The organism is Verrucomicrobiia bacterium (assembly GCA_019634635.1).
Taxonomy (GTDB): Bacteria; Verrucomicrobiota; Verrucomicrobiia; order Limisphaerales; family UBA9464; genus UBA9464.
This window is the reverse complement of sequence record JAHCBB010000008.1, coordinates 51,829-74,563: the sequence shown is the minus strand read 5'-3', so window position 1 is coordinate 74,563 and position 22,735 is coordinate 51,829. Positions and strand designations below refer to the sequence as shown.

Sequence of the window (22,735 nt, the reverse complement as noted above, 5' to 3'; positions counted from 1 at the left end):
TCGCGCCGGGCCGGCACCCGCCGGGCCCGGGCCCCGAAACCGGGGCCGTGGCGAGACGCTGACGGTTTCCCACGACTCCCGGATGCCGCCCATCGCCACATGTAGTGAGGCGCGCGTCCTGCAGCGCCCGGCCTCCCCAGGTTTCACCACCCACCCGGCTACCAGCGTTCGGGCTGGTGGAGGGCTTCCTTCAATTGCTGCAGGTAGCGGGCGCGCGGGATTTCCACCGCACCAAGGGCGCGGGTGACGGGGGTGACCATCTGCGTGTCGAACACGGTGAAGCCCCGTTCGCGAAGTCGGAGGGCCAGGTGCACCACCGCGACCTTTGACGCGTCGGAGACGCGGTGGAACATGGACTCCCCGCTGAAGAAACCGCCGAGCGCCACGCCGTACAACCCGCCCGCCAGTTCGCCGTCCCACCAGACCTCGACGCTGTGGGCGTGGCCGCAGGCGTGGAGGGTTTCATAGGCACGGATGAACTCCGGAGTGATCCAGGTGGGCGAGCCGCCCCGGTAGGCGCCGGCGCAGGCGCGGATCACTCCGGCGAAATCGCGGTCCAGGGTGACCTCGAATCCGCCCCGGCGCAGCGACCGGTCCAGGCTCCGCGGCACATGAATCCTTTCGAGGGGAAAGACCGCCCGCGGATCCGGGGACCACCAGCTTACGGGACCCGAGGTCCAGGGGAACAGTCCGCTGCGATACCCCAGCAGCAGCCTCGCGGGGGACAGGTCGCCGCCGATCGCCACGAGTCCGTCCGCCCGCGCGTGGGTGGGGTCGGGAAACCACAGGCGATCATCAAGCTTCCAGACCATGGCTGCGAGGGCGTCGCTGCGCGGGAGCGCCGGGGAGGCGTATCAGTCTTCGGTCTGGAGCCCGCGGAGGAGGAAGGCGAGAAACAGGTCGGTGACCTGGAGCGCCCAGAGGCACAGGAAGTTCTCCTCGGTGACCTCCGGCCGATCTTCCTCCTCGAAATCCGGACACCCCAGGTGCTCCCAGGCACCCACCCTCAGGTCATTGAGGGTCTGGAGCAGGAGCGTTGCATCCTCGGTCCCCAGCGTCAGTTCCCGCGCCCCTCGCGGCAGGGGCGCGCATCGCTTGGGATCCGCCAACAGGGCCTCAACCGCCTCGCCCAGGTGCCGGCGGTGCTCGCCTAGCGCCTCGTGCAGTTCGGCGTCGGCGTCGGCTGGAACGTCGCGTGGTGTGGAGGCATCACCGGAGATCGGACGCCTCCGGCGTGACAGGTGGGCCCTCAGGGCGAGGGCGGCGCGCAGCGCGTCGTACTCTCGGGAGTCGAGACGAAGCACCAGCCGGTCAGGATGGCGGGAGACAAACTTCACCGGGCCAGGGGGGGTGCGGACCGCTTCATTCCCCGGCCGGCTCCAGTGTGGCCTGGAGGGAGAATTTCTGGAGCTGGTGCACCAGGAATTCCGCCCGCTCGAATCCATCGCGGGTGAGCACGCTCCGGCCCTTTTGGTGCACTTCGAGCATGTGCTTCTCGGCCTTCTGCCGGTTCCAACCAAACACCGTCTGGAAGACATGGGTCACATAGGCCATGTGGTTGACGGGATCGTTCCAGCAGATGACGAGGAACCCGGGTTCCCGCGTTTCCTTGGCGTCACTTTCCGGAAGGATCTCCGTCTCCGGAAGCGGCATGTCCACCGACGGCATGACCGGATGCTAGCGGCACTGGCGTCGGAAACAAGCTGCCGGGGAATTCGGGGGAGGTTTCCCTATCCCGGGGGAGGGACACTGTCGCCGAGCGGTTCCAGCGGCTGGCGCTTGCGACGGCGGCAGTCCTGGAGCGCTGCGAGCAGCTCGTGGTGCCCGGGTCCGGCCGGGTCGGTCTCCGAGGCGCGCGCCATGAGTGCGGTGATCTCGCGGTCGAGCGCTGCGTTGCGCAGGCGAAGGATGGTGTCGGCGAGCTGCCGCTCGGGTTCCGGAATCTCCCGCCGCTCGGTCGCCGCCGCCGCCACCAGCGTGCGGGCCTCATCGTCGTCCTCAAAGGTTGCGAGCAAACCGGCCACACCGGTTTCGAGGGAGAAGTGCATGGCGATCACCCGGCGCACGGCCGGATGGGTGACCCAGTGCGGATCCAGATGCAGCGCCGCAAAATGAGAGAGTGCGGGCTGAAGCAGGACGTATTTGAGCAGCCATTGTTCCAGGGCCGGTGGCGGCGGCGCCTGCGGCGAAGGCTCCGAGTGCCGGGCGTTGGCGTCACCACCGGTGTCTTCGGGATCGCGGGTGGCCACCGGTGCGCGGCGCGCCTTTCGGAATTCGATCCGGGCCGCCTCCACGGTCACCCCGAGGCGCTGCGCCGCCTTTTGCGCGTAGGTGTCCACCAGCACCGCATTACCTGTCTTCTGCACGGCCTCGGCCATTTCGCGAACAATGGTCATCCGCCCGCGGTCCGTGGACGGGTCGTGCAGCAGGGTCAGGTGCCGTAACAGGAAGTCGAAGTAGCCCTCCGCCGACGCGAGGATCCCGCGGAACGACTCCGCACCATGTGCCCTGATGTAGCTGTCAGGATCCTCCGGCGCGGGGACGCTCGCGACCCGCACCGCAAGCCCCGATCCCAGCAGGGCGTCAAAGGAGCGGATGCTGGCGTCGCGTCCGGCCCGGTCGCCGTCGAAGCACAGCACCACCTCGTCCACGTAGCGCTTGAGGATGCGCGCATGCTCCGCCGTCAGCGCGGTGCCCTGCGGGGCGACCGCATTGCGGATGCCTGCGCCGTGGCAGGCGATGGTGTCGAGCTGGCCCTCGCAGATCACCGCGTGGCCGGCGTCGAGGATGGCCCGTTTCGCCTTGTCGAGGGCGAAGAGAATGCGGCCTTTGGTGAAGAGGGGTGTCTCGGGCGAGTTGACGTATTTCGCGGCTTTCTCATCGCCGGCGAGGATGCGCCCGCTGAACGCGATCACCCGACCCTGCTCGTCACAGATCGGGAAGAGGAGCCGTCCGCGGAACCGGTCGTAGAGGCGCCCGGTCTCCTCCTTGCGCAGGATGAGTCCGGCACGCTCGCAAAGGGCGGTGTCGAATCCCTTCGCGCGCGCCCAGTTCACCGTGTCGTCCCAGGCGTCGGGTGCGGCGCCGATGCGAAACTCCCGGACGGCCTCCGGCGGCACCCCGCGCCGCGTCAGGTAGTCGCGTGCCGCCTGTCCCGCCGCTTCGTTTTCAAGGCATTGCTGCCAGCGACGGGCGATGGCCTCGTGGAGCTTGAGCAACTGGTCCTTGAGTCCGCGCACCTCGCGCGCGGCCGGGTCGCGCTCCGTTTCGAGCGGGATTCGGGCCCGTTCCGCCAGCCGGGCGACCGCCTCGGGAAAGCTGATGTTTTCGTACAGCTCGACGAACTTGAAGACATCGCCGCCCTTCTGGCACCCAAAGCAGTGGAAGATCTGCTTGCCGGGATGGACGTTGAAGCTGGGGGACTTTTCCCGGTGGAACGGGCAGAGGCAGACAAAATTGGATCCCGCGCGCTTCAGGGGCAGCGCCGCGCCGACGATATCCACGATGTCGCTGGCGGCGCGAACCTGCTCGAGGAACGGCGACGAAAAATGGGGCATGGTCGGGCGCCTACTCCAGCACGGCACGTCCCCAGTCCTCGGGGCGGCCCTGGACGCCCGGACGCGGGGACCAGGCGAGGCGGCTGCGGTTGATGTTCTCCCCGGGGGCGGCATCGGCCTTGTCGCCGTCATAGATCAGGACGTTGAAACCGAGCCGCTGGCCGGCATCGCGGCGCAACCCGCCAATGTCGGCAAGAGGAATGGCCGCGCGGATCGCGTAGCCGTCCGGCGTCCGCCACGAGAGCAGCCGCGTTTCCGGGGAGGTTTCCTCCACGCGCCCCGGACGGGCATCGGCATCGCGGGCCGCGCGCACGACGCCCGTGGTGTCAAAGGGAAAGATCCCCAGCTTGAAGGTGCCCAGCGTGTGCTCCGCGCCCGCCGTGGGATCGAGGCAGAGTTCCACCGAATCGCCGCGCCAGTGGCCCTGGATGTCGTCCGGCGCAATTTGGCTCACCACCTGGTCGTCGCGCACCCGCACCTCGACGAACAGCCGGGTGCCGTCGTGCGCCACACGAAACCTGCCGCTGCAGTCGGCCGGATCGGTCACCCTGCCCTGCCAGGTCCGCGATTCGGGAATGGCATGCACGGGCAGCGCCGCCCACGCGGGGTCGGCGTCGTCCGCGTCCTTCATGGACAGGGGCCGGGAGATCCGCGGGATGCGGAGGGTGGGCACCGGATGCAGCCGCGCCGTTCCCCGCAACGCGGGGTCGCCGTCCTCGGCCACGGCGAGGATCTCCACATCCCCTTCGGCGCCGGGCGGCGGGGTGATGCGGACGGTCCACCGGGGGTCGCCCCCGGCCCCGTGCGCCAGGACCATCGAGGGAGGATCCGCCTGCCAGCCGTCCGGAACCTGGAAGCGAATCCGCGTGGCCCCGGACAGCGCGGCGCCGTGGGACACCGAAAAGGTGAGGGTGTTCGTTTCGCCGGTGGCAACTGGAAGGTCTGCGGTGAACTGCGCGGCCAGCGAGGCGATCCCCTGCTCCCGGGTCCATTGGCGGTACCACGCCACGGCAGGCCGGGGTTGGAACAGGATTTCCGGCCGGGGAGGTCCCGGTTCCGGGGGCTCGGAGGGAATTGGCACCGGCGTGTCGCCATCCACCGGCAGTCCTCGACGGAGGTCGGTTTCGTCGGTTGCGAACGGCACGACGCTTTTGACCAGGGTCCAGTGTTGCGGACGCCGCAGCCAGGGGGAGTTGGCGAAGGCGCCGAATCCCTGGGAGCGATGATGCGACAGCGCCACACCGGCGACCTCCCCGGCGTTGCGGCCGTCGGGGAGCGGTTGGGTGAGGTCCACGGTCGCTCCGGTGCCTGCCGGACCGCCGTAATACAGCTTGCGCACCTGCCAAACCCCGAGGCCCTCGTATCGGAGCTGATCGGGGAACCGCGCGGGATCGGCGGCGGCATCGAAGGCCTCGATGGCCAGGACGCCGGCGGCCTGGTGGTTGCCGTGCTGACCCGGGTTTGGCGCCGGATTCATGGTGAGGATGATGTCGGGGCGCAGGGTGCGGACGAGCCGGACCAGTCGTTCGAGCGTTCGCTCATGGCCCCATTTCTCCAGCGTGATGGACAGGCTCTCCGTGTAGGCGAAGTCGGTGCGGTCGAGAAAGTGGCATCCGCGGACGCCCAGGATCGCCAGGCAGTCGCGCAGTTCCATTTCGCGCAGGATGCCCAGGGCCGGGCCCCACTGGCGCCCCACCATGTTGCCGCCACCCTCACCGCGGGTGCAGTAGACTGCGGCCACCCGCAGGCCCTGCCCGAGAGCGGCGAGCGTCAGCGTGCCGGCGGCGCCGGTTTCGTCATCCGGATGCGCGAAGACGCCGAGCAGGTCCGTCTTGAGGAAGTCCGGTTCCGCACCGGCGGCCGTGCCGGGCAGGAGGGCGGCAAGAACCGCAGCCAGCTTTGGGAATCGCATGGACGCAAGATGCGCCATTCCCGCGGCCGCATGAAGGACGAACCGCCACCGGGGTCACCGAACCCGTTCGTAGGCGAATCCCTTGAGGTACTCGGTCTCCGGAATGGCGGGAATCACCGGGTGATCGGGGGACTGGGTATAGCTGGCCACGCGGCGGAGCGTGAGGCGGGAGTCGAAGGCGGCGGCGAGGATGACCTCCTCGAACAGGTTCCGATGGACGTGGTGGGAGCAGCAGAATGTCGCCAGCACGCCACCGGGCTTGAGCAACCGGAGCGCCCGGAGATGGATCTCCTTGTAGCCGCGGAGGGCGTCGGGGACGGAGGCCCGGTTCCGGGTGAAGGAGGGGGGATCAAGCACGATGAGATCAAAGCGTGGGATCACCCGCTCACCGCGTCCGACGGCGGTCCGCTCCTTGAGCCAGTCGAAGACGTTCGCCGCCTCGAACTGCACCTGTTTCGCCAGTCCGTTGGCCTCCGCATGGGCGCGGCCCGCGGCGACCGCGGCTTCGCTCTGGTCGAGGGCCAGCACGTTGCGGGCACCGGCCTGCGCGGCGTGGAGCGCAAAGCCGCCGGTGTACGTGAAACAGTCGAGGACTTCCGAGGCCCCCGCCGCAAGTGCACCGACCGAGGCGTAGTTCACCTGTTGGTCCAGGTAATGGCCGGTCTTGTGACCCTCCGCGAAATCCACGGTCCAACGCAGGCCGTTCATTCCCATCTCCGTCCGGTCGGGCGCCTCGCCCCAGAGGACGCCCTGGACGCCTTCGAGACCGTCGAAGCGGCGGGCGGCAGGGTCCCCACGTTCGAGAATGGCCCGGGGCTGGAACTGCTCCCGCAGCACCTCGCAGATCAAATCCTTCCGTCGTTCCATGCCCAGGGAACTGATCTGGACCACCAGCACGTCCTCATAACGATCCACGATCAACCCGCTGAGGAAGTCGCTCTCGGCATTGATCCACCGGTGCGAGGTCGCCCCGGGCAGCCACCGTCGTCGCACCGCGGCGGCCGCGGCGATGCGTTGCGAAAAGAATTCCCGGTCGCCGGGAACCCGGTCCCGGTCGAGCAGCCGGACCGCGATTCTGGATTTTGAATTGTAGAATCCGGTGCCCAGGAGGCGCTGGCGGTGGTCCTTCACCTGAACCCAGTCGCCGTCGGCTGCCGGACCGGTCAGGCGCAGCATGGAGTTGGTGTAGACCCAGGGGTGGCCGGCCGCGATGCGGTCGGCCTCGCCCGGCTTGAGCAGGACCGTGGAAAGATTCATGGCTTGTGGACAGATGGGGGCACACCAGGCGCCGACCAGACGGGCACGCTACCGGAGACCGTCGGGTTGTCCAAGCTGGCGCCGTCCTCGATTCCCAGCCGATGCGGCAGCAGAATCCCGCGGCGGCGAACGCGCGTCGGGGTCTGACGGGGTGTTGAGGATGCCACGGCTCCTCTTCCGCATCGCGGAGATTCATTCTAGTCTGTCGCCGCCATGTCACCCCGTGTCCGCACGCTGAGTTGGACCTTCGCCGCCCTCGTGGTGGCGTGGGCCCTGGCCCTGGGCGGCCTCGCGTGGATGCGGCACCTCAAGGTCACGCCTGCGAAGCTGTCCGCCTACCTGGAATCGGTGGACTTTGCACGGCTCTCCCCCGGGGACCGGATGAAGGCGCTGCGCAAACTGGCGACGATGTTGAACGCCCTGACGCCCGAGGAACGGCGGCAGATCCGACGGCATCCGGAGTGGGCCGCATGGTTCGGTTCGATGACTGACGAGGAACGGGGAACGCTGCTGGAACTCACGCTGCCGACCGGCTTCGGCCAGATGCTGACCGCCTTTGAGCAGTTGCCGGAGGAGAAACGCCGACAGGCCGTGGACGAAACGGTGCGCCGGCTTCGCGAGGATCAGGAAACGGCGTCTGCGGATGAGGACGCTTCCGGCCTGAGTCCGGAGATGCGCGACCGGCTGGTGGCGCTGGGGGTGAAATCGTTCATGGAACAGGGATCCCCCGAGACGCGCGTTCAGCTCCAGCCGGTGCTGGAGGAGATGCAGCGGGCGATGGAATCGGGACGGTTGTTTCGTCCGGGCCGCCGGATGCGGGGTCCATGAAGCGTCCGGGCGACGACGGGCGCGTCCTGGCATTCACACTGGTGGAGCTTCTGGTCGTGATGGCGATCGTGGGGGTGCTGGCCTCCTTGCTCCTGCCGGCCGCGGCCCGGATGACCGGCCGGGCCCGGTCCACGGCCTGCCGATCGAACCTCCACCAGATCGGGATCGGCCTGCGTCTCTATCTTGATGATCATGGGAACCGGTTCCCGATCATGATCAATCGCTCGCGGGAGGCACTTCCGGTACCAACGAACAGCGTCGAGGTCGTCCTGGGGGGCCGGCTGGGAAACCGCCGGGTCCTGCAGTGTCCCTCCGATCGCTCCCGGTTCTTTGAAGAGGCCGGTTCGAGCTATTTCTGGAACTTTCTGCTCAACGGCCAACGTGCGGACGGTGTCCGGGTGCTGGGTGTGCCCGTGTCCGGGGACGGGGTGCCGGTGTTCAGCGATCAGGACAACTTCCACGCCGTGCTGGGCCCCGGACGTTCGAAAAACCACCTGTACGCGGACGGGCGGGTGAAGCACTTCTTCGTGCTGGAACCAGAACGGTGATTGACCTGCACCATTTGACCAAGCGCTTCGGGCGCCACCTCGCGGTGGACGCCCTGGATCTGCACGTGCCGCGCGGGGTCATCTTCGGGCTGCTCGGGCACAACGGTGCCGGCAAGAGCACCACCATTGGCATGCTGCTGGGCCAGATCTGGCCGAGTGCGGGCGGTGCGCGCATCTGCGGGCATGAGGTGGCGACGCACCGGAGCCGGGCGCTGGAGACGGTCGGCGCCCTGTTCGAGGCGCCTGCCTTCTACGACTACCTGAGCGGCTGGCGGAATCTCGAGATTCTCGCGGGCTACTCGGCGGCCACCCCGGCGGCACGGATCCGCGAGGTCATCGCGTGGGTCGGTCTGTCGGGACGCGAACACACGCGGGTGCAGACCTATTCACATGGCATGCGGGCCCGGCTGGCGCTGGCCCAGGCACTGCTGCCCTCGCCGGCGCTCCTCATTCTCGACGAGCCCACCAACGGACTGGATCCGGAGGGGATTCATGAGATGCGGGACACCATCCGCCGCCTGCACGCCGAATTCGGCCTCACCATCCTGCTGTCCTCGCACCTGCTGGGGGAGGTGCAGCAACTGTGCAGTGCGATCGCCGTGCTGCACCGCGGGCGCAAGGTCTTTGACGGTTCGGTCGCCGAGGCCACGCGTTCGCGCAACCGGGTGCGGCTTGTCACCGACGACCTCCCCGGGGTCACGGGGCGGTTGCGGGACGAGGCCTGGATCACCGGGGCCACCCCGGACGGCCTGCTGACACTTCGCGACGGTGTCGAGTGCTGGATGGTGGTGAAGCGCCTGGTGGAACTGGGAGTTCCGGTGCATGCGGCAAGCCCCGAGGAGGAAACCCTCGAACGATTTTACCTGTCCGTGGTGCGCCAGGCGGGGCAGGCCGCCTCCTCCGGCGCTGAGACGTCCCTGACGTAACTCCTGTGTTCCCCAACCAGCTCAAACACGAACTTTGGAAGCTCTTCGGCAAGAAGCGCACCTACATCGGATTTGGTGCGTTCCTGCTCGCGCAGGCGGCGATCATCGGGATCTTCCGGTACACGCGGGCCACGCAGTCCATCCGGCGGGCGCTGGAGGGGGGTGGATATCCCGCCGCCGAGTTCCTGACGGCGGGGACCATCGCGACCCAGGTGGTGCTTCCGGTCGCCTTCCTGCTGTTGCCACTGTATGTCGCGCTGGTCGGCGGGGACCTGGTCGCCAAGGAGGCGGAGGACGGCACCCTGCGGATGATCCTGTGCCGTCCGGTTTCGCGGTTGCGGTTGCTTGCGCTGAAGTGGCTGACGGGCGCCGTGTTTGCGGTGCTCCTGTCCCTCGGGCTTGGCCTGTTCGGATGGCTGATCGCCTCGATCTGGTTTCCGCAGGGCCCTTTGTTTGCGATCCAGTTTGACGGGGGCGGACCGGGCGGGGGGTTCGCCGTCTTTGGTGCGGGCGCGGGCCTGGGCCGGTACGCCGCGGCGCATGCCCTGCTGGCCACCAAGGCCGTCACGGTGCTGAGCCTTGGGTTCCTGTTCTCCTGTTTCAACATGAAACCCGCCGCCGCCACCATCCTGGCCCTGTCGGTGCTCTTTGCGAACGCCATCCTGATGAACATCCCGTGGTTTGCGGAATACCGCGGCTGGTTCCTCACCCATCATCTCAATCTGTGGCAGTGGACCTTCCTGCCGACGCCACCGCTGGCCCGCATGGTGGAATCGCTCTGCCTGCTTGCGGGCTTCAACGCCACATTCTTTGCCGTCGGCGCCGCCATCTTCCAGATGCGCGACATCAAGTCCTGAGCCGGCGCTGATGGATGTCCTGCCCCTGCGGGTTCCCCTCGAATACCTTGTCGCCTTTTCCCGCAAGGGACGCTGGTTCTGCCCCTCCTGCCATCAACGCAAGGTTCTGCAGACCGCCGCCCACCTGGTGGACCACATCCTGCTTCCCGTACCCCACCGACACGTCGTCCTCGCCCTGCCCAAACTGCTGCGACCCCTCTTCCGTCGGGATCGCAACCTCCTCCGGCGCCTCTGTACCGTCGCACAGCAGACGCTGACCCAACTCCTGCGCACCGCCCTGGGATTGCCTCGCGGACGCCCCGCCTTCCTTCTCACCCTCCACACCTTCGGCGAATACCTCGACTTCCACCCCCACATCCATGCTCTGATGGCCGATGGCCTCCTGGATTCTGGAGGGCCAGTGGCACCCCGCTCCCCAGATCCCGCACGGCATTCTGGAGTCCGCTTTTCGGGACCGGATCTTCGCCGAACTCCTCCGGTTGCGTCGAATCTCCCCGCAACGGGTGGAGCGCATGCGTGGCTGGAAGCACACCGGATTCAACGTGGATGCCGCCCGGAGTGTGTCCCCGGAGCATCTCGCCGAACGGGAGGCACTCTGCCAGTACATCCTGCGCAACCCCTTCTCCGCGGCCAAGATCACCCTGGAGCAACCCGGGGACGTGGTGATCTACCGCTCGCGGCTCAATGCCAAGGTCCACCGCAACTTTGAGGTCTTCGCCGCGGAGGACTTCCTGGCCGCACTCTCGCAGCACATCCCCGACCGGGGTGCCCAAATGATCCGGTACTACGGCCTGTGTTCGAACAAGAGCCGCGGCTGCCGGAGTCGCGCCAATCCCGCCGCGAAGGTGGCTTGGCCCAAGGGCTCTCCGCCTCCACCGGCCAAGCTGCCCGCCCGCAAGTGGCGGGATTTCATCCGGCAGGCGTGGCATACCGATCCCCTCCAATGCCCCGAATGCGGCAAGGCGATGCGCTTCATCGCCCTGATCGAAGAGCCCGCCGCCATCGAGAAAATCCTCCGCCATCTCAATCTGTGGTGTGGACCCGCCACCTTCGCCCCGGCGCGGCCCCCACCTCCTCCTCCAGCCTCCGGTCTGCAGCTTCTAGTATCCGTCCCACAAGGCGACGATCCCGCGCCTCTCCACGATGGCGAGTTCCTGATCGAGACCTCCCCGATGCCGGACTACGAGAACGTCCTCACCGACTGAAGCCTGCTCAGCCGATGGACGCCAGCCTGCAAGCGACACCCTGGAATCGGGTAGTGCACTGGGATCCCTGCCCCCTCTGGCGGCCTTCGACAGCCCCTCGACCCTCTCCCGCCTCGGAGAAGCTTCGCCGCAGGCGAAAATTGGCAGTTGACACCGCTCAAATCGCGAATTGAACTCACTTTGAAGATCGGGGCAGTGCAACCAAATCTCCCTTTCCCGGCGAAGCGTCAAAAAACCAATTTCCTACCAGTAGTAGTAAGCGTGCCGCCGTGGTGTTGTTGACCGCGTTGCCTCGCAAGAAGTGGCGGGCCATCGTCGCCGAGAACCCCCCGCGTGAGGACAACAAAGAGGACGCCGCCGTGGGGGTCAACGAGGACACGTTCCCCGATGCCCTGGTCCCCGCCTCAATCGTGAGCATCAAGCCTGCACAGGGCGACCGCGATGCGTTCCTCGAGGCACTGTCGGACGCCCAGTTCTCTCCGGGCGAAGCGTAAAAACCAAATTCCTAACAGTTCATCCAATGAAAAACCTTATCATTCTCGTAGTACTCATCCTCCTTTCGCCGTTTGTATACAACTGGTGGAAAGAGTCTTCCCTCGAGCACGAAAAGCAAAAGGTGCAAGTGAGACACCTTGAAGAGCTGAAGACGAAACCAAGGATGTCCATGACCGTGATGACAACATCCTGGTCAAAAGATATCTATAGAGCACTCGACGCTCGCAATGAGCGAGTGCATTGGGTCAATGTGACTCAAAGGCCAGGTCTATTCCTCCAAGTCAGGGTGAATAAGAGCATGATTTATGATGTTCCACCCGATGGGCCACCCTTGGTTTTGGAAGATGGACCTGTGTCATCGTTTGAAATCAGAGTAGACCCGAAGCACCACGGTCCCGATGTATACGGGACTGTTGATTTCTGGAAAGATTAACCAAAACAAAAAAGCGACCTGCGGTCGCTTTTCATTTTATCTTACTTGATTTATTGATTGCAAAACAAAATTTATAATACCGTATGCCGAAAGCATTATAGCCACACCAATGAAACCAAAATGGGCTCTTCAGCAGAATTTGTGGGTGAAAACTGGGGATTGAGAGCGGGTGGGGAGAGAGTTTGAAGGGGAACCGTCCGGCCATGGGACGCGTTGGGGCGAAGTGCGCTGGCGCAGGCGAGTCCGTTACGCAGTGGCGACCGGCGGCGACGCGAGCTGTGGCTCGGAAGCCCGTCGCCGCCGCTCGCCGCGCCAGCGCTCGACCGCTCCCGGGTGTGCCGAGGGCGCCTGGGCTCCCGAGGGGAGGGGGGATGGTGAGGGGCGACCCATGGTGTATCATCGAGCGGACAAAGGGATCAACGACACCACCAACAGCCCCCCTCACCATGGCCACACTAAAGGCACTCCTGAATCGTAAGCGGTAAGGGGAGCGCATCTACCGGAGGGGTTGATGGTGTGGCAGGCTGGGAGGATGAACACGGAATGCGTTGCACTGAGGGCCTCCGTCCCCGCGGCGGAGCGGCAGCGGTGGGTGCAGAGGTACCGGGAGGGAGATCTGGGACTCCGTCGGTTTGCTGAGGTACATGGCCTGAGGGCATCGCAGCTTCATTACTGGATCTACGGGGGGCGCGGGGCCAAGTCCCGGAAGGCCGCCGACGTACTGCGGCCCGCGGAACCCATGTTCCGCGAGGTCGAGTGGGTCCGTCGGTCGCCCCCGGATCCCGGGGGCGGCTGGGACGCGGAGATCGCGTGGAGGGACGGCACCTGTCTGCGGGTCCGTCGGGACACCGATCCGGCATGGATCGGGGCCCTGGCCCAAGCGATCCGCCGCCCATGCTGATCGAGACCGCCAGCCTGCGGGTGTTCGTCGCGGTGGAACCTGTGGACTTTCGCCGGGGGTTCGACGGACTGACCAGTCACGTCCGGGGTGTCCTCCGGCGAGAGGTCCTGGAGGGCGGGCTCTTCGTGTTCACTAATCGTCGTCGGAACCGCCTGCGGCTGCTGTGGTGGGACGGCAGCGGGCTGTGGCTGGCGACCAAACGATTGGAGCGAAATTCCTTCGACTGGCCGCGCGGAGAAGGGCCCGCGTTGACGCTGCGCTCCGACCAGCTCACCGCCCTGGTGGCGGGCCTGCAGGTGCGCGAAAAGCCGGGCTGGTATCGGCGATGATCCGCAAAGTTTGAGCTGGACTCTGCTCCCGGCGCCGATCATCTTCGGACTCATGACCCGCGCATGCATCCTCCAGGGACGGCGCATCGAGCCGTCGGACGTCGTCCGGATTCGGGAACTGATTGGCAGCCACCCGGAGTGGAGTCGTTACCGCTTGTCGCGGGAGTTGTGCTCGCTCTGGAACTGGCGCACCGACCGCGGTGAGTGGAAGGACATGGCGGCCCGTACGCTGCTCGGCAAGCTGCACCAGCGGGAATGGATCCAGCTGCCGCCGCCGCGCATCGTGTCGCCCAACCGCCATCGCCTTGCGCCCCCGCCTCCGCGCCTCTGGGACACCTCACCGATCACCGGAAGCCTGTCCAGCCTTGCGTGGGGCGTGCGCATCGAGGAAGTCAGCACCCGCACCGGGGATCGGGCCGAGGTGCGGTCGGCGTTGGCAAGCTTTCACTACCTGGGATACCGGGCCCCGGTTGGGGAGAGCCTGCACTACGCGGCACGCGACGCCGCCGGGCGACTGCTGGCGGTAATGGTGTTCGGGGCCGCGGCGTGGAAGTGCGCAGTGCGCGACCGGTGGATTGGCTGGAGCCCCCGGCAGCGGGAGGTGGGGTTGGGCAGGATCGCCAATCAGAGCCGCTTCCTGATCCTGCCCTGGGTGCAGGTGTCTCACCTGGCCAGCCACCTGCTGGGTGCGGTGGCCCGGCGCATCGCCGCCGACTGGAAGGACAAGTACGGCCATCCGGTGGTCCTGCTGGAAAGCTTCGTGGAGGGGGAACGATTCCGGGGCACCTGCTACCGGGCCGCCAACTGGCAGGCGCTGGGCAGGACGACCGGCCGCAGCCGGCAGGATCGGGAGCGCACGCTGCGAGTGCCGGTCAAGGAGGTGTTCGTGTTGCCGTTGCAGGCGGACTTTCGAAAGGAGCTGAGGGCATGAAGCCATCGGATTCATCACCCGAGATGGGCCGGTTCCAAGAACAACTGAAGGCCCTGCAAGGCGAACTGGACCGGCTCAAAGCGGAACGAGATCAGGGGCAAGCCGAGGCGGCCCGGCTGAGGGGTGCGTACGCAAAGCTCCAGGCCGAGAGCCTCCGCCGGAGCCAGGAATACGAGCAACGTGAAGCCGAGGTGGCTCGATGGAAGGAGGATGCCGAACGTCTGCAGGCGAAGAATCAGGAACTGGAGGTCCTGAAGAACGGGCTGGAGGCCCAACTGGAGGAGGCGCTGAAGGAGTTGGAGGAGTTGCGTCGCCAGCTCTTCGGTGAGAAGTCCGACACGCTCAACCCGGAGCAAGAGGCCCAACTCGGGGAACTGGAGGAGGACCTCAAGGAACAGGCGCAGCGCGACCCCCCCGTCAGCGACGACGTCCTCGAGGACGAGGAGGAGAAGCCCGCCAGGAAACGTCGCCGGCGCCACCCCATGCCCGACCATCTCGAACGGGAGACGGTCGTGCTCGAACCCGAGGGACTGGATGCCTGCCCGCAGTGCGGCAAGACCCGTGTGTGCCTCGGTGAGGAGGTCAGCGAGGAGCTGGAGTATGTGCCGGCCAAGGTGGTTTGCCGCCGGACGGTCCGTCCAAAGTACGGCTGCCAATGCGGGTGTGGCGGCGTGAGGATTGCGCCCCTGCCGCCTCGGCTGCTGCCGCAGAGCAAACTGGGGACGGGACTGGCGGTCCACCTGCTCCTCGCGCGCTTCGACGACCACGTCGCCTACTACACGCTGGAACGGATCTTCCGCGAACGCCACGGGGTCGTGATTCCCCGTCAGCAGATGGTCCAGTGGGTGGAGCAGATTGCCTTTGTGCTCCAGCCGGTGGTGAGGCGGATGTTCGAACGGATGAAGCAGGGGGGCTATCTCCAGGTTGATGAGACGCCGGTCCGCGTGCTGGATCCGGAGGTGAAGGGGAAATGCGCCAGGGGCTATCTCTGGTTTTACGCCGTTCCGGGCGGGGACGTGTACCTGGATTTCCAGGACACCCGCGGACGCCGTGCCCCCTGTGCACAACTCGGGGCGTTTGAGGGCACGATCCAAACCGATGCCTATGAGGTGTACGATTCGCTCAAGAAGGTGATCCGGACGCTCAGGCGCATCGGATGTGCCGCTCGTTCGCGGCGCAAGTTCTGCCGTGCGGTGCGGGAGGGAGATGCCCGTGCCATCGAGTTCATCGGCCTGTTTCGGAGGCTCTACCGGCTGGAACGTGAGCTGAAGGCCATGAGTGCGGAGGATCGGTACGAAGTTCGGCGGCAAAAGGCGGCCCCGCTGTGGGAGTCGCTCCGGGCGAAGGCGCTGCGCGCTGCAACCGCAACTCCTGCCCCAAAGCAGCCTGGGAAAAGCCGTCAGCTACCTGCTCAACGAGTACGAGGCCCTGATCGGGTATCTGGAATCGGGCCGCTTCGAAATCGACAACAATCTGGTGGAAAACTCGATTCGAGGGCCGGCGGTGGGGCGGAGACGATGGCTCTTCATCGGGCACCCGGATGCCGGATGGCGCAGTGCGGTGATTTACTCGGTGATCATCAGTTGCCGGCGGCGCGGGATCAATCCGCAGGAGTACCTCAGCGATGTGCTCCGGCGGTTGCCGGGGATGAACATCACGCAGATCGACGAGGTCCTGCCCGAAAACTGGAAGCAGCCTCCTCCGGCACCGGCCTGAGCCTGAGGCCCCCACGAAGTTCAGGAGCAGCGCCCCGCCGCAATCAGCGGCGGGGACATGCACCTGCCTTACCGCTTACGTTCAACTGGCCACCCGGGCGTTGGACGAGGTGCGGCGTCGGGAGCGCCGCGAATTTCCTGAGGAACTCCAAGGCGCCCGGTGGGCGTTGCTCAAGCCGGAGGGTCAGCTCACCGCGGAGCAGCAGCGGATCCGCCAACGGGTCTGCTCGGGCCAGCTCCAGACCGGCAAAGCCTTCAACCATGTCGATGCCCTGCGCACGATCATGGCCCAGACGGATGCCCGGGCGGCCGAGGCCGATCTCAAGTGGTGGTGCAGCTGGGTGGCCCGATCCCGCATCCCGGAGATGAAGCAGGTGGCCCGCACGATCCGCAACCACTGGGACGGCGTGGTCGCCTACCTCAGGACCCGCATCACCAACGGAGCCGCTGAAGCGATCAACGGCCTCATCCAGAATGCCAAGCGCAAGGCTCGCGGCTTCAAGTCCGTCGAGTACTTCACCGCCATCATCTACCTCATCGGTTCTCATCTCGACTTTAACCTCCCAGATCCCCTTCCTTCCACCCACACAAAGTCATCTTGAGCCCACTTTCGTGAATTACCCCACCGGATCCCCCGATGTCCGTTTCTTAGCGCGACGATCCCGCGCCTCTCCATGACGGCGAATTCCTGATCGCCCCCCGATGCCGGACTACGAGAATATCCTCGCGGACTGAAGCCCCTCAGCCGATGGACGCCAGCCCGCGAGCTGCGTCCTAGAAACGGACAGGGTACTCGGCGCCCTGCCCCCCCCTCTGGCGGCCTTCGACAGCCACTCGACTCGCTACGGCTTGGGAGAAGGCTCGCCGCAGGCGAAAATCGAAAGTTGACACCGGGAAAATTGCGAAGTGAACTTCCAAAACGGTCGGGTCAGCAGAATCAAATCTCCCTCTCCCGGCGAGGCGCAAAAACCAAATTCCTGCTATGTATTGGGTCAAGGGCGAGTTTTGGGGTTTCTGAAGTTCGATGCTGATTTTATGAGGCATCGTTTCTTTTCAATCTGAGCAGCACCTGCCCTTTGAAACTACCCCCAGGCCGGGCCGCGAATGTTCCTATCCCTAAATGCTTCTTTGATTCCCTCGCCGCCCGGGCAATTTCGATCGGGTCTTGATCGGTTGAGCTGGCTTCCCCGGATGGTTCCGCCGCTCGCACCGTGGTCCCTTCCGATCCAACGTTTTTCCTACCATGTGGCCGCCTTGGCTTCGGCGTCACAACCTGCTATCCGGGTCGTTCGCTTCGGGAAGTGCGCCGACGATGGTGATGTCCGTAACCGACAAAGGTGGGAAAACGAGCGCGCCCAGTCTACCAGACGGCCTTGGAAGGCCAGGAATTTGAACGGGTCGCGCGCCGTTTTCCGGAAAGAGAATACGGAGAAAGGGAGTTCAGCCATTGGGGAGACGGAGCCGAAGGCTTCAACCGGCGGTCATCACCCAACCCAGTTGTTCAGGGGTGCGGCGTCCGGTCTTCCATCGCCAGAGGTCCACCAGCAGTTGTCGGGCGAAGGCCACGATGGCCCGTTTCCGCGCCCGGGCGTGGGCCTTGGGATTGAGCAGCACGGGATGCCACTTGCGGACCAGATAGTAGTCCGGCTGGAAGAGCAGGATCCGCCACGCCAGCTCCACCCGTTCGGTCCGCAAATGCCGATTGCCCGACTTGGTGATGCTCAGGTCCGCGTGGCCTTCCCCGGAGGCGCTCACTCCATCGGTCAGGCCGGCATAGCTGCCTACCTGCCGCCGGTTCTTGAAGCGATTCCAGTCCACGACCTCGGCTTGGACGTTCTCGTGCGTCAGTCGCCCCATGCCCTTGGGCATCACCGCGGGGGCATCCCGCTCGACGAGTCCGCTGAGGGCGCGCACGGCCTGATCCGTCGCCAGGATCAGCGGATGAAAAACTTCCATACGTTTGACCTGCTAGGGTTCCAAGGTCGCCTTCAGGACCTCCCACCGCCCGGCCTTCCACCAGTGGTTGGTTTCGCGTCGTCCATTCAGCAGCATCAGGCAGCGTCCTTGGGCGGCCAGGCTCAGTCGTTGTTCACGCAGTTGCTGGCGCTGACGTTTTCGCGCCCGCTTCTGCTCCTCCGCCTCGGTAGAGACGTGAACGATGGACAGCGCCTTGTCATTACCGGCGCGGTAGCGATCCGGACGCGTGGCCAGTTCGAGGGCATCGGTCCGGTCGTTGTTCACCCCGGCACGCCGGGTATCCAGGCAGGTGGGGCAGATGACGTAATTCACCACACCCCGGGCGATGAGCTGGCGGTGCAGCCAGAATCCCGTCGGGCCGGCTTCGTAGCAACTGAACACCTCCTCGGCCTGGGCCCTCTGTTCCACCACCCATTCCAGGAGGCGCGTGACGCTCATCTTCTGGGGCGTCTGCGGTTTGGCCCCCTCGACCATGCGGACGACCATGAGATCCCCGGCGTGGACATCCAACGCCAGCTTGATCTGGCGGTAGGGCCGCGGGGGTGCCGGACCCGTTCCGGGGCTTGCGGATCGCTCTGTGGAGGCCGCAGGTCTGGAGGCTGTGGCTGCCGATTCGGCAGACGTGGATGTGGTAAGCGTTTTCATGTTCATTCCGACCCTGACCCGATTTCGGTCTGCTGACACCTCTCATGCCATCTATCAGAAAAATGAATATTAAAACAATATACTACCTAGTGACACTAGGTGCACATTTAATTCTCTTGTTTTGGGGACTAAAAGGTTGGCTGTTTAGCGGTGGTACAGATCTGAAATCAACGGCAATTTTATTGACCGCTCTTGTTTCAGGTGTGTATGCAATCAAACAACTTCCGAGTAATCCTCTGACATACGGAATCATCACGTTTTTGGGTAAGAGAACTCCCATCAGCGTGAGAGAAGGTTTGCAGTTTATCCCCATTGGTTTTGGATTGGAACCCGTAGAAATACGGAATATAAATCTAAATATACCGGTTAACGTAGTTGCGAAAGCTAACCAGCAAACGATCAATCTCCCCGGAATAGTAACAGTTACTATCAGACCAAGCATAGACTGCTTGAGCAAAATTGTAGACAATGGTGGTTACGATGGTATCGGAGCGATTCTCAAAGGTCCAGTACAGATCGCTACAAATTTTCAATGTAACGGTAGAGAGCTGGATGACCTTGTGACCTCTACCCCAATTTTCAGTGCGTTTATCAGAAAACATTTGGAATACATCACAGAAGATGATGACCCGAATGATGATTTTCGATTTGCGGGTGCAATAATCCAGAGTCTGCAAATTAAATTTATAATCCCAAATGAAATCAATGAACCTCGTATAAGACTAATCGCCTTCAGAAAAAAGACAGAAACATTTAAATTACAACAAGAAACAATTGAAAGATTGCTTGACGAGCATATGAAAAAAAACCCTGAAGCCAATCGTAACAAGGTCCGTGCTGATATCGAGACCAATTTGAAAATCCTCACAGGTCAGATCAAAGAAATAAAAGTCACCAGCACTGGTGGCTCAATCCCCATCATTCAATGAAAAATTCATAATTCTTATTGTAATCCTTATTCATTCGCCGTTCGTGTACAACTGGTGGAAAGAGTCCTCGCTCGAGCACGAAAAGCAAAAGGTGGGCTATGTGTGAGTTTGTGTGGGTGAGAACCAGGCCATTGGGGTGATTCGGTGCGGTCGGCGCCCTGCGGCCGTCAAGGTATTCGACCTTGCCGCCTTCGGGCCCCGACCTGGCCGCGGGTAAGGTTCTGCCTCGCAGAACCGGGTCCTCAGGGGACCGGGGGCTCCAAGGGCTGACAGCGGCGCCCCTGCGGTGTACTTTGGCGCCATGGATTCCAATGTGGTTTTTGCTCTGGCCCTCTGGCCCTGTGCGGTAAAGTGACAGGTTCAGAGATTGACACACTGGGGGACACCGAGTAGAGATGCTCCATGCGCATGGCACGGATGAAGGTGAAGGCGGAGGAGGGGCGGGTTGGGGTGTACCACTGCATCTCCCGCGTCGTTGGCGGTCAGCGACTACTCGACGATCTGTGCAAGGAGAAGCTCGCCGAGATCCTCCTCAAACTCGCCCGGTTCTGCGGGATCGAGATCATCACCTACTGCGTGATGGGCAACCACTTCCACCTGCTCCTGCGCGTCCCGGCAGCACGGGAAGTCCCGGATGCCGAACTGCTCCAACGCCTGGAGGGGTTCTACGGCAAGAGAGGGATCCTGACCGTCCTGGCCCGGGAGGGATTGGAGAAGCGTGGGGCGGTGGATCCGGATATTCGCCAGTCGCTGCTGGAACGAATGGGCGATGTGTCCGCGTTCATGAAGGAGTTCAAACAGCGCTTCAGCCGCTGGTACAACCGCCAGACCGGCCGCTTCGGCACGCTATGGGCCGAACGTTTCAAGAGCGTCCTGATCGAGGACAATCCGGGTACGGTCCGCATGGTGGCCGCGTACATTGACCTGAATCCGGTGCGGGCCGGCATCGTGCAGGATCCCAAGGACTACCGGTTCTGCGGCTATGCCGCCGCCCTGACGGGCAACCGGGTGATGCGCAAAGGGTTGATGAGCTGCCTGAAGCCGCTCGCCTGGGGGGAGGCGGCGGCGGAATACCGGGAGAGTCTGTTCGTGACGGCGGGGAGCCCGGGGCGGAGCGACAAGGTGGCGCTGGATCGGGAGGCAATCCTGGAGGAGCTGCGACGCGGCGGGGCGTTGAGCGTGCCGCAGGTGCTGCGCCTGCGGGTGCGCCACCTGACCGACGGGGTGGTGCTGGGATCCAAGGCGTTCGTGAACGAGGTGTTCGTCCAGCACCGCGAACGTTTCGGCGCCAACCGCAAGGATGGGGCGCGTCGGATCCGGGGTGTCCCTCTACCCGGGATCAGCGTGCTGAGGGATCTGCAGGTGCGGGCGGTCGGGTAGCCTGGCTCCCATGGGACCGACGCGTCGGGCGCAATCCATCACGCACCGATCCGTCGCCGTCCATCTCCCCCAACCGCAATCTCCAGCAAAGTCGTCTCGCCCCGCGTGATCCCGCTCAGCGTCAGGTATGGCGGTCGGGGATAAAGTGACAGGTTCAACATTGACAAATTGGAGTGAGGCGAGTAGGAAATCACCCATGCGCATGGCACGACTGAAAATGAAGGCGGAGGAGGGGCAGGCGGGGGTGTACCACTGCATCTCCCGCGTCGTTGGCGGTCAGCGACTGCTCGACGATCTGTGCAAGGAAAAGCTCGCCGAAATCCTCCTCAAACTCGCCCGGTTCTGCGGGATCGAGATCATCACCTACTGTATGATGGGCAACCACTTCCATCTGCTCCTGCGCGTCCCGGCAGCGCGGGATATCCCGGATGCCGAACTGCTCCAACGCCTGGAGGGGTTCTACGGCAAGAGAGGGATCCTGACCGCCCTGGCCCGGGAGGGATTGGAGAAGCGTGGGGCGGTGGATCCGGATATTCGCCAGTCGCTGCTGGAACGAATGGGCGATGTGTCCGCGTTCATGAAGGAGTTCAAACAGCGCTTCAGCCGCTGGTACAACCGCCAGACCGGCCGATTCGGCACGCTGTGGGCCGAACGTTTCAAGAGCGTCCTGATCGAGGATAACCCGGGAACGGTCCGCATGGTGGCTGCGTACATTGATCTGAATCCGGTGCGGGCCGGCATCGTGCAGGATCCCAAGGACTACCGGTTCTGCGGCTACGCCGCCGCCCTGACGGGCAACCGGGTGCTGCGCAAGGGATTGATGAGCTGCCGGAAGCCGTTCGCCTGGGGGGAGGCGGCGGCGGAATACCGGGAGAGTCTGTTCGTGACGGCGGGGAGCCCGGGGCGGAGCGACAAGGTGGCGCTGGATCGGGAGACGGTCCTCGAGGAGTTGCGACGCGGCGGGGCGTTGAGCGTGCCGCAAGTGCTGCGCCTGCGGGTGCGGCACCTGACCGACGGGGTGGTGCTGGGATCCAAGGCATTCGTGAACGAAGTGTTCGTCCAGCACCGCGAACGTTTCGGCGTCAACCGCAAGGACGGGGCGCGACGGATCCGGGGGGTCCCACTCCCCGGGATCAGCGTGCTGAGGGATCTGCAGGTGCAGGCGGTCGGGTAGCTGGCTCCCATGGGACCGACGCGTCGGGCGCAATCCATCACGCACCGATCCGTCGCCGTCCATCGCCCCCAACCGCAATCTCCAGCAAAGTCGTCTCGCCCCGCGTGATCCCGCTCAGCGCCAGGTATGGCGGTTGGTGAATCGTGGAGTTTCCCCGAACCCGGACTGCAACTCCACACGCCCCAAAGCGCCAGAGGGCTGGCGCAGTCCATGAGGCTTTGCGTCATGACACCGAAGGCGTGCGAAATCCGCCTCGGTGCGCATCTCAGTTTTTTGCGGAGCGGGAGAGGGGAAAAGGGTGGTGGGAGTTAATTATTGGAGAAGGAGGGCGGTTTGGCGTGGGGAAAGAGGAGAGGCCAGCGGCCATTGCGCCAGAGGGTTTCCAGCTTCAAGAAAAGCTTTAAACCTGTCACCTTATGGACTGGCCCGCTGGGTGGGCGATGGCCTTGCGGGGATCTTCCAGGCCCGGACGGCACTGGGCATGACGCCGTTGTTCACCGCGGTGGCCATCGCGGTTGCCCAGGCGGCCGGTGTGGATCCCATGCAACCGGCCTTGGGTGCCTGCATCGGGGCCTCCATGGGGTTCCTTCTCCCCGTGTCCACCGGCCCCAACGCCATCGTGTACGGGTCCGGTTGCGTTCCGCTGGTGCAGGTGATGCGTCGCGGCATCCTTCCGCCGGCCCGCGAGCCCCGCCGCCCGTCGCGCCGGACCAGGGGCCCGGCAGTCACGCGTCTG

General features: G+C 64.7%; 23 protein-coding genes and 1 pseudogene. 15 read left to right on the top strand and 9 right to left on the bottom strand.

The window, feature by feature from the left end:
* Nucleotides 1–158: 158 nt before the first annotated feature.
* From aat to KF791_07490, 6 genes are all read right to left on the bottom strand, one after another.
* Nucleotides 159–812 carry a leucyl/phenylalanyl-tRNA--protein transferase gene (gene aat / locus KF791_07515; protein MBX3732429.1) on the bottom strand — a complete coding sequence of 218 codons (654 nt, stop codon included), beginning with the start codon at nucleotides 810–812 and terminating at the stop codon, nucleotides 159–161.
* A gap of 42 nt (nucleotides 813–854) precedes the next feature.
* On the bottom strand, nucleotides 855–1,337 hold the full coding sequence (locus KF791_07510; GenBank protein MBX3732428.1) for a hypothetical protein: 483 nt from the start codon (nucleotides 1,335–1,337) through the stop codon (nucleotides 855–857).
* Nucleotides 1,338–1,362: 25 nt separating this feature from the next.
* A complete protein-coding gene (locus KF791_07505; protein MBX3732427.1) occupies nucleotides 1,363–1,668 on the bottom strand; it encodes an ATP-dependent Clp protease adaptor ClpS in 306 nt (101 codons plus the stop codon).
* 62 nt (nucleotides 1,669–1,730) lie between these two features.
* Nucleotides 1,731–3,557, bottom strand: coding sequence for a DNA primase (gene dnaG / locus KF791_07500; GenBank protein ID MBX3732426.1), 1,827 nt, complete (start codon nucleotides 3,555–3,557; stop codon nucleotides 1,731–1,733).
* A 10-nt stretch (nucleotides 3,558–3,567) separates the two neighbouring features.
* Complete coding sequence (locus tag KF791_07495) at nucleotides 3,568–5,469, bottom strand: PIG-L family deacetylase (protein MBX3732425.1); 1,902 nt, start codon at nucleotides 5,467–5,469, stop codon at nucleotides 3,568–3,570.
* A 54-nt stretch (nucleotides 5,470–5,523) separates the two neighbouring features.
* Entirely contained in the window at nucleotides 5,524–6,726 is a 1,203-nt protein-coding gene (locus KF791_07490; protein MBX3732424.1) for a class I SAM-dependent rRNA methyltransferase, read from the bottom strand.
* A 213-nt stretch (nucleotides 6,727–6,939) separates the two neighbouring features.
* Here KF791_07490 and KF791_07485 point away from each other — a divergent pair, with 213 nt between their 5' ends.
* From KF791_07485 to KF791_07430, 12 genes and pseudogenes are all read left to right on the top strand, one after another.
* Entirely contained in the window at nucleotides 6,940–7,554 is a 615-nt protein-coding gene (locus tag KF791_07485) for a hypothetical protein (GenBank protein MBX3732423.1), read from the top strand.
* Nucleotides 7,551–8,102 (top strand): type II secretion system protein, encoded by a 552-nt coding sequence (locus KF791_07480; GenBank protein ID MBX3732422.1) that lies wholly within the window; start codon nucleotides 7,551–7,553, stop codon nucleotides 8,100–8,102. The genes KF791_07485 and KF791_07480 overlap by 4 nt, the downstream gene beginning before the upstream one ends.
* Nucleotides 8,099–9,028: an ABC transporter ATP-binding protein gene (locus tag KF791_07475; GenBank protein ID MBX3732421.1), complete on the top strand. Its 930-nt coding sequence runs from the start codon at nucleotides 8,099–8,101 to the stop codon at nucleotides 9,026–9,028. Before KF791_07480 ends, KF791_07475 begins: the two co-directional genes overlap by 4 nt.
* A gap of 5 nt (nucleotides 9,029–9,033) precedes the next feature.
* Nucleotides 9,034–9,885, top strand: coding sequence for an ABC transporter permease subunit (locus KF791_07470; protein MBX3732420.1), 852 nt, complete (start codon nucleotides 9,034–9,036; stop codon nucleotides 9,883–9,885).
* Nucleotides 9,886–9,895: 10 nt separating this feature from the next.
* A complete protein-coding gene (locus tag KF791_07465; protein ID MBX3732419.1) occupies nucleotides 9,896–10,594 on the top strand; it encodes a transposase zinc-binding domain-containing protein in 699 nt (232 codons plus the stop codon).
* A 765-nt stretch (nucleotides 10,595–11,359) separates the two neighbouring features.
* A complete protein-coding gene (locus KF791_07460) occupies nucleotides 11,360–11,584 on the top strand; it encodes a hypothetical protein (protein ID MBX3732418.1) in 225 nt (74 codons plus the stop codon).
* Between the two features lie 966 nt (nucleotides 11,585–12,550).
* Nucleotides 12,551–12,919, top strand: coding sequence for a hypothetical protein (locus KF791_07455; protein MBX3732417.1), 369 nt, complete (start codon nucleotides 12,551–12,553; stop codon nucleotides 12,917–12,919).
* On the top strand, nucleotides 12,913–13,248 hold the full coding sequence (gene tnpB / locus KF791_07450; protein ID MBX3732416.1) for an IS66 family insertion sequence element accessory protein TnpB: 336 nt from the start codon (nucleotides 12,913–12,915) through the stop codon (nucleotides 13,246–13,248). The genes KF791_07455 and tnpB overlap by 7 nt, the downstream gene beginning before the upstream one ends.
* A gap of 52 nt (nucleotides 13,249–13,300) precedes the next feature.
* A complete protein-coding gene (locus KF791_07445) occupies nucleotides 13,301–14,179 on the top strand; it encodes a DUF4338 domain-containing protein (GenBank protein ID MBX3732415.1) in 879 nt (292 codons plus the stop codon).
* Nucleotides 14,176–15,564: pseudogene (locus tag KF791_07440) on the top strand (IS66 family transposase). The gene KF791_07445 and the pseudogene KF791_07440 overlap by 4 nt, the downstream one beginning before the upstream one ends.
* Nucleotides 15,458–15,895 (top strand): transposase, encoded by a 438-nt coding sequence (locus tag KF791_07435; GenBank protein MBX3732414.1) that lies wholly within the window; start codon nucleotides 15,458–15,460, stop codon nucleotides 15,893–15,895. The pseudogene KF791_07440 and the gene KF791_07435 overlap by 107 nt, the downstream one beginning before the upstream one ends.
* 100 nt (nucleotides 15,896–15,995) lie before the next feature.
* Nucleotides 15,996–16,496, top strand: a complete 501-nt coding sequence (locus tag KF791_07430; GenBank protein MBX3732413.1) for a transposase — start codon at nucleotides 15,996–15,998, stop codon at nucleotides 16,494–16,496.
* 868 nt (nucleotides 16,497–17,364) lie between these two features.
* Here the strand turns inward: KF791_07430 and KF791_07425 are convergent.
* Entirely contained in the window at nucleotides 17,365–17,850 is a 486-nt protein-coding gene (locus KF791_07425; protein ID MBX3732412.1) for an IS110 family transposase, read from the bottom strand.
* A 12-nt stretch (nucleotides 17,851–17,862) separates the two neighbouring features.
* Entirely contained in the window at nucleotides 17,863–18,516 is a 654-nt protein-coding gene (locus KF791_07420; protein MBX3732411.1) for a hypothetical protein, read from the bottom strand.
* A 44-nt stretch (nucleotides 18,517–18,560) separates the two neighbouring features.
* Here KF791_07420 and KF791_07415 point away from each other — a divergent pair, with 44 nt between their 5' ends.
* From KF791_07415 to KF791_07405, 3 genes are all read left to right on the top strand, one after another.
* Complete coding sequence (locus tag KF791_07415; GenBank protein ID MBX3732410.1) at nucleotides 18,561–19,445, top strand: hypothetical protein; 885 nt, start codon at nucleotides 18,561–18,563, stop codon at nucleotides 19,443–19,445.
* A 402-nt stretch (nucleotides 19,446–19,847) separates the two neighbouring features.
* The gene (locus KF791_07410) at nucleotides 19,848–20,825 is read left to right on the top strand and encodes a transposase (GenBank protein ID MBX3732409.1); all 978 of its coding nucleotides are present in this window, start codon (nucleotides 19,848–19,850) and stop codon (nucleotides 20,823–20,825) included.
* 202 nt (nucleotides 20,826–21,027) lie between these two features.
* Nucleotides 21,028–21,999, top strand: coding sequence for a transposase (locus KF791_07405; protein MBX3732408.1), 972 nt, complete (start codon nucleotides 21,028–21,030; stop codon nucleotides 21,997–21,999).
* Nucleotides 22,000–22,413: 414 nt separating this feature from the next.
* Here KF791_07405 and KF791_07400 read toward each other — a convergent pair whose 3' ends face one another.
* A complete protein-coding gene (locus KF791_07400) occupies nucleotides 22,414–22,728 on the bottom strand; it encodes a hypothetical protein (protein ID MBX3732407.1) in 315 nt (104 codons plus the stop codon).
* Nucleotides 22,729–22,735: the final 7 nt, after the last annotated feature.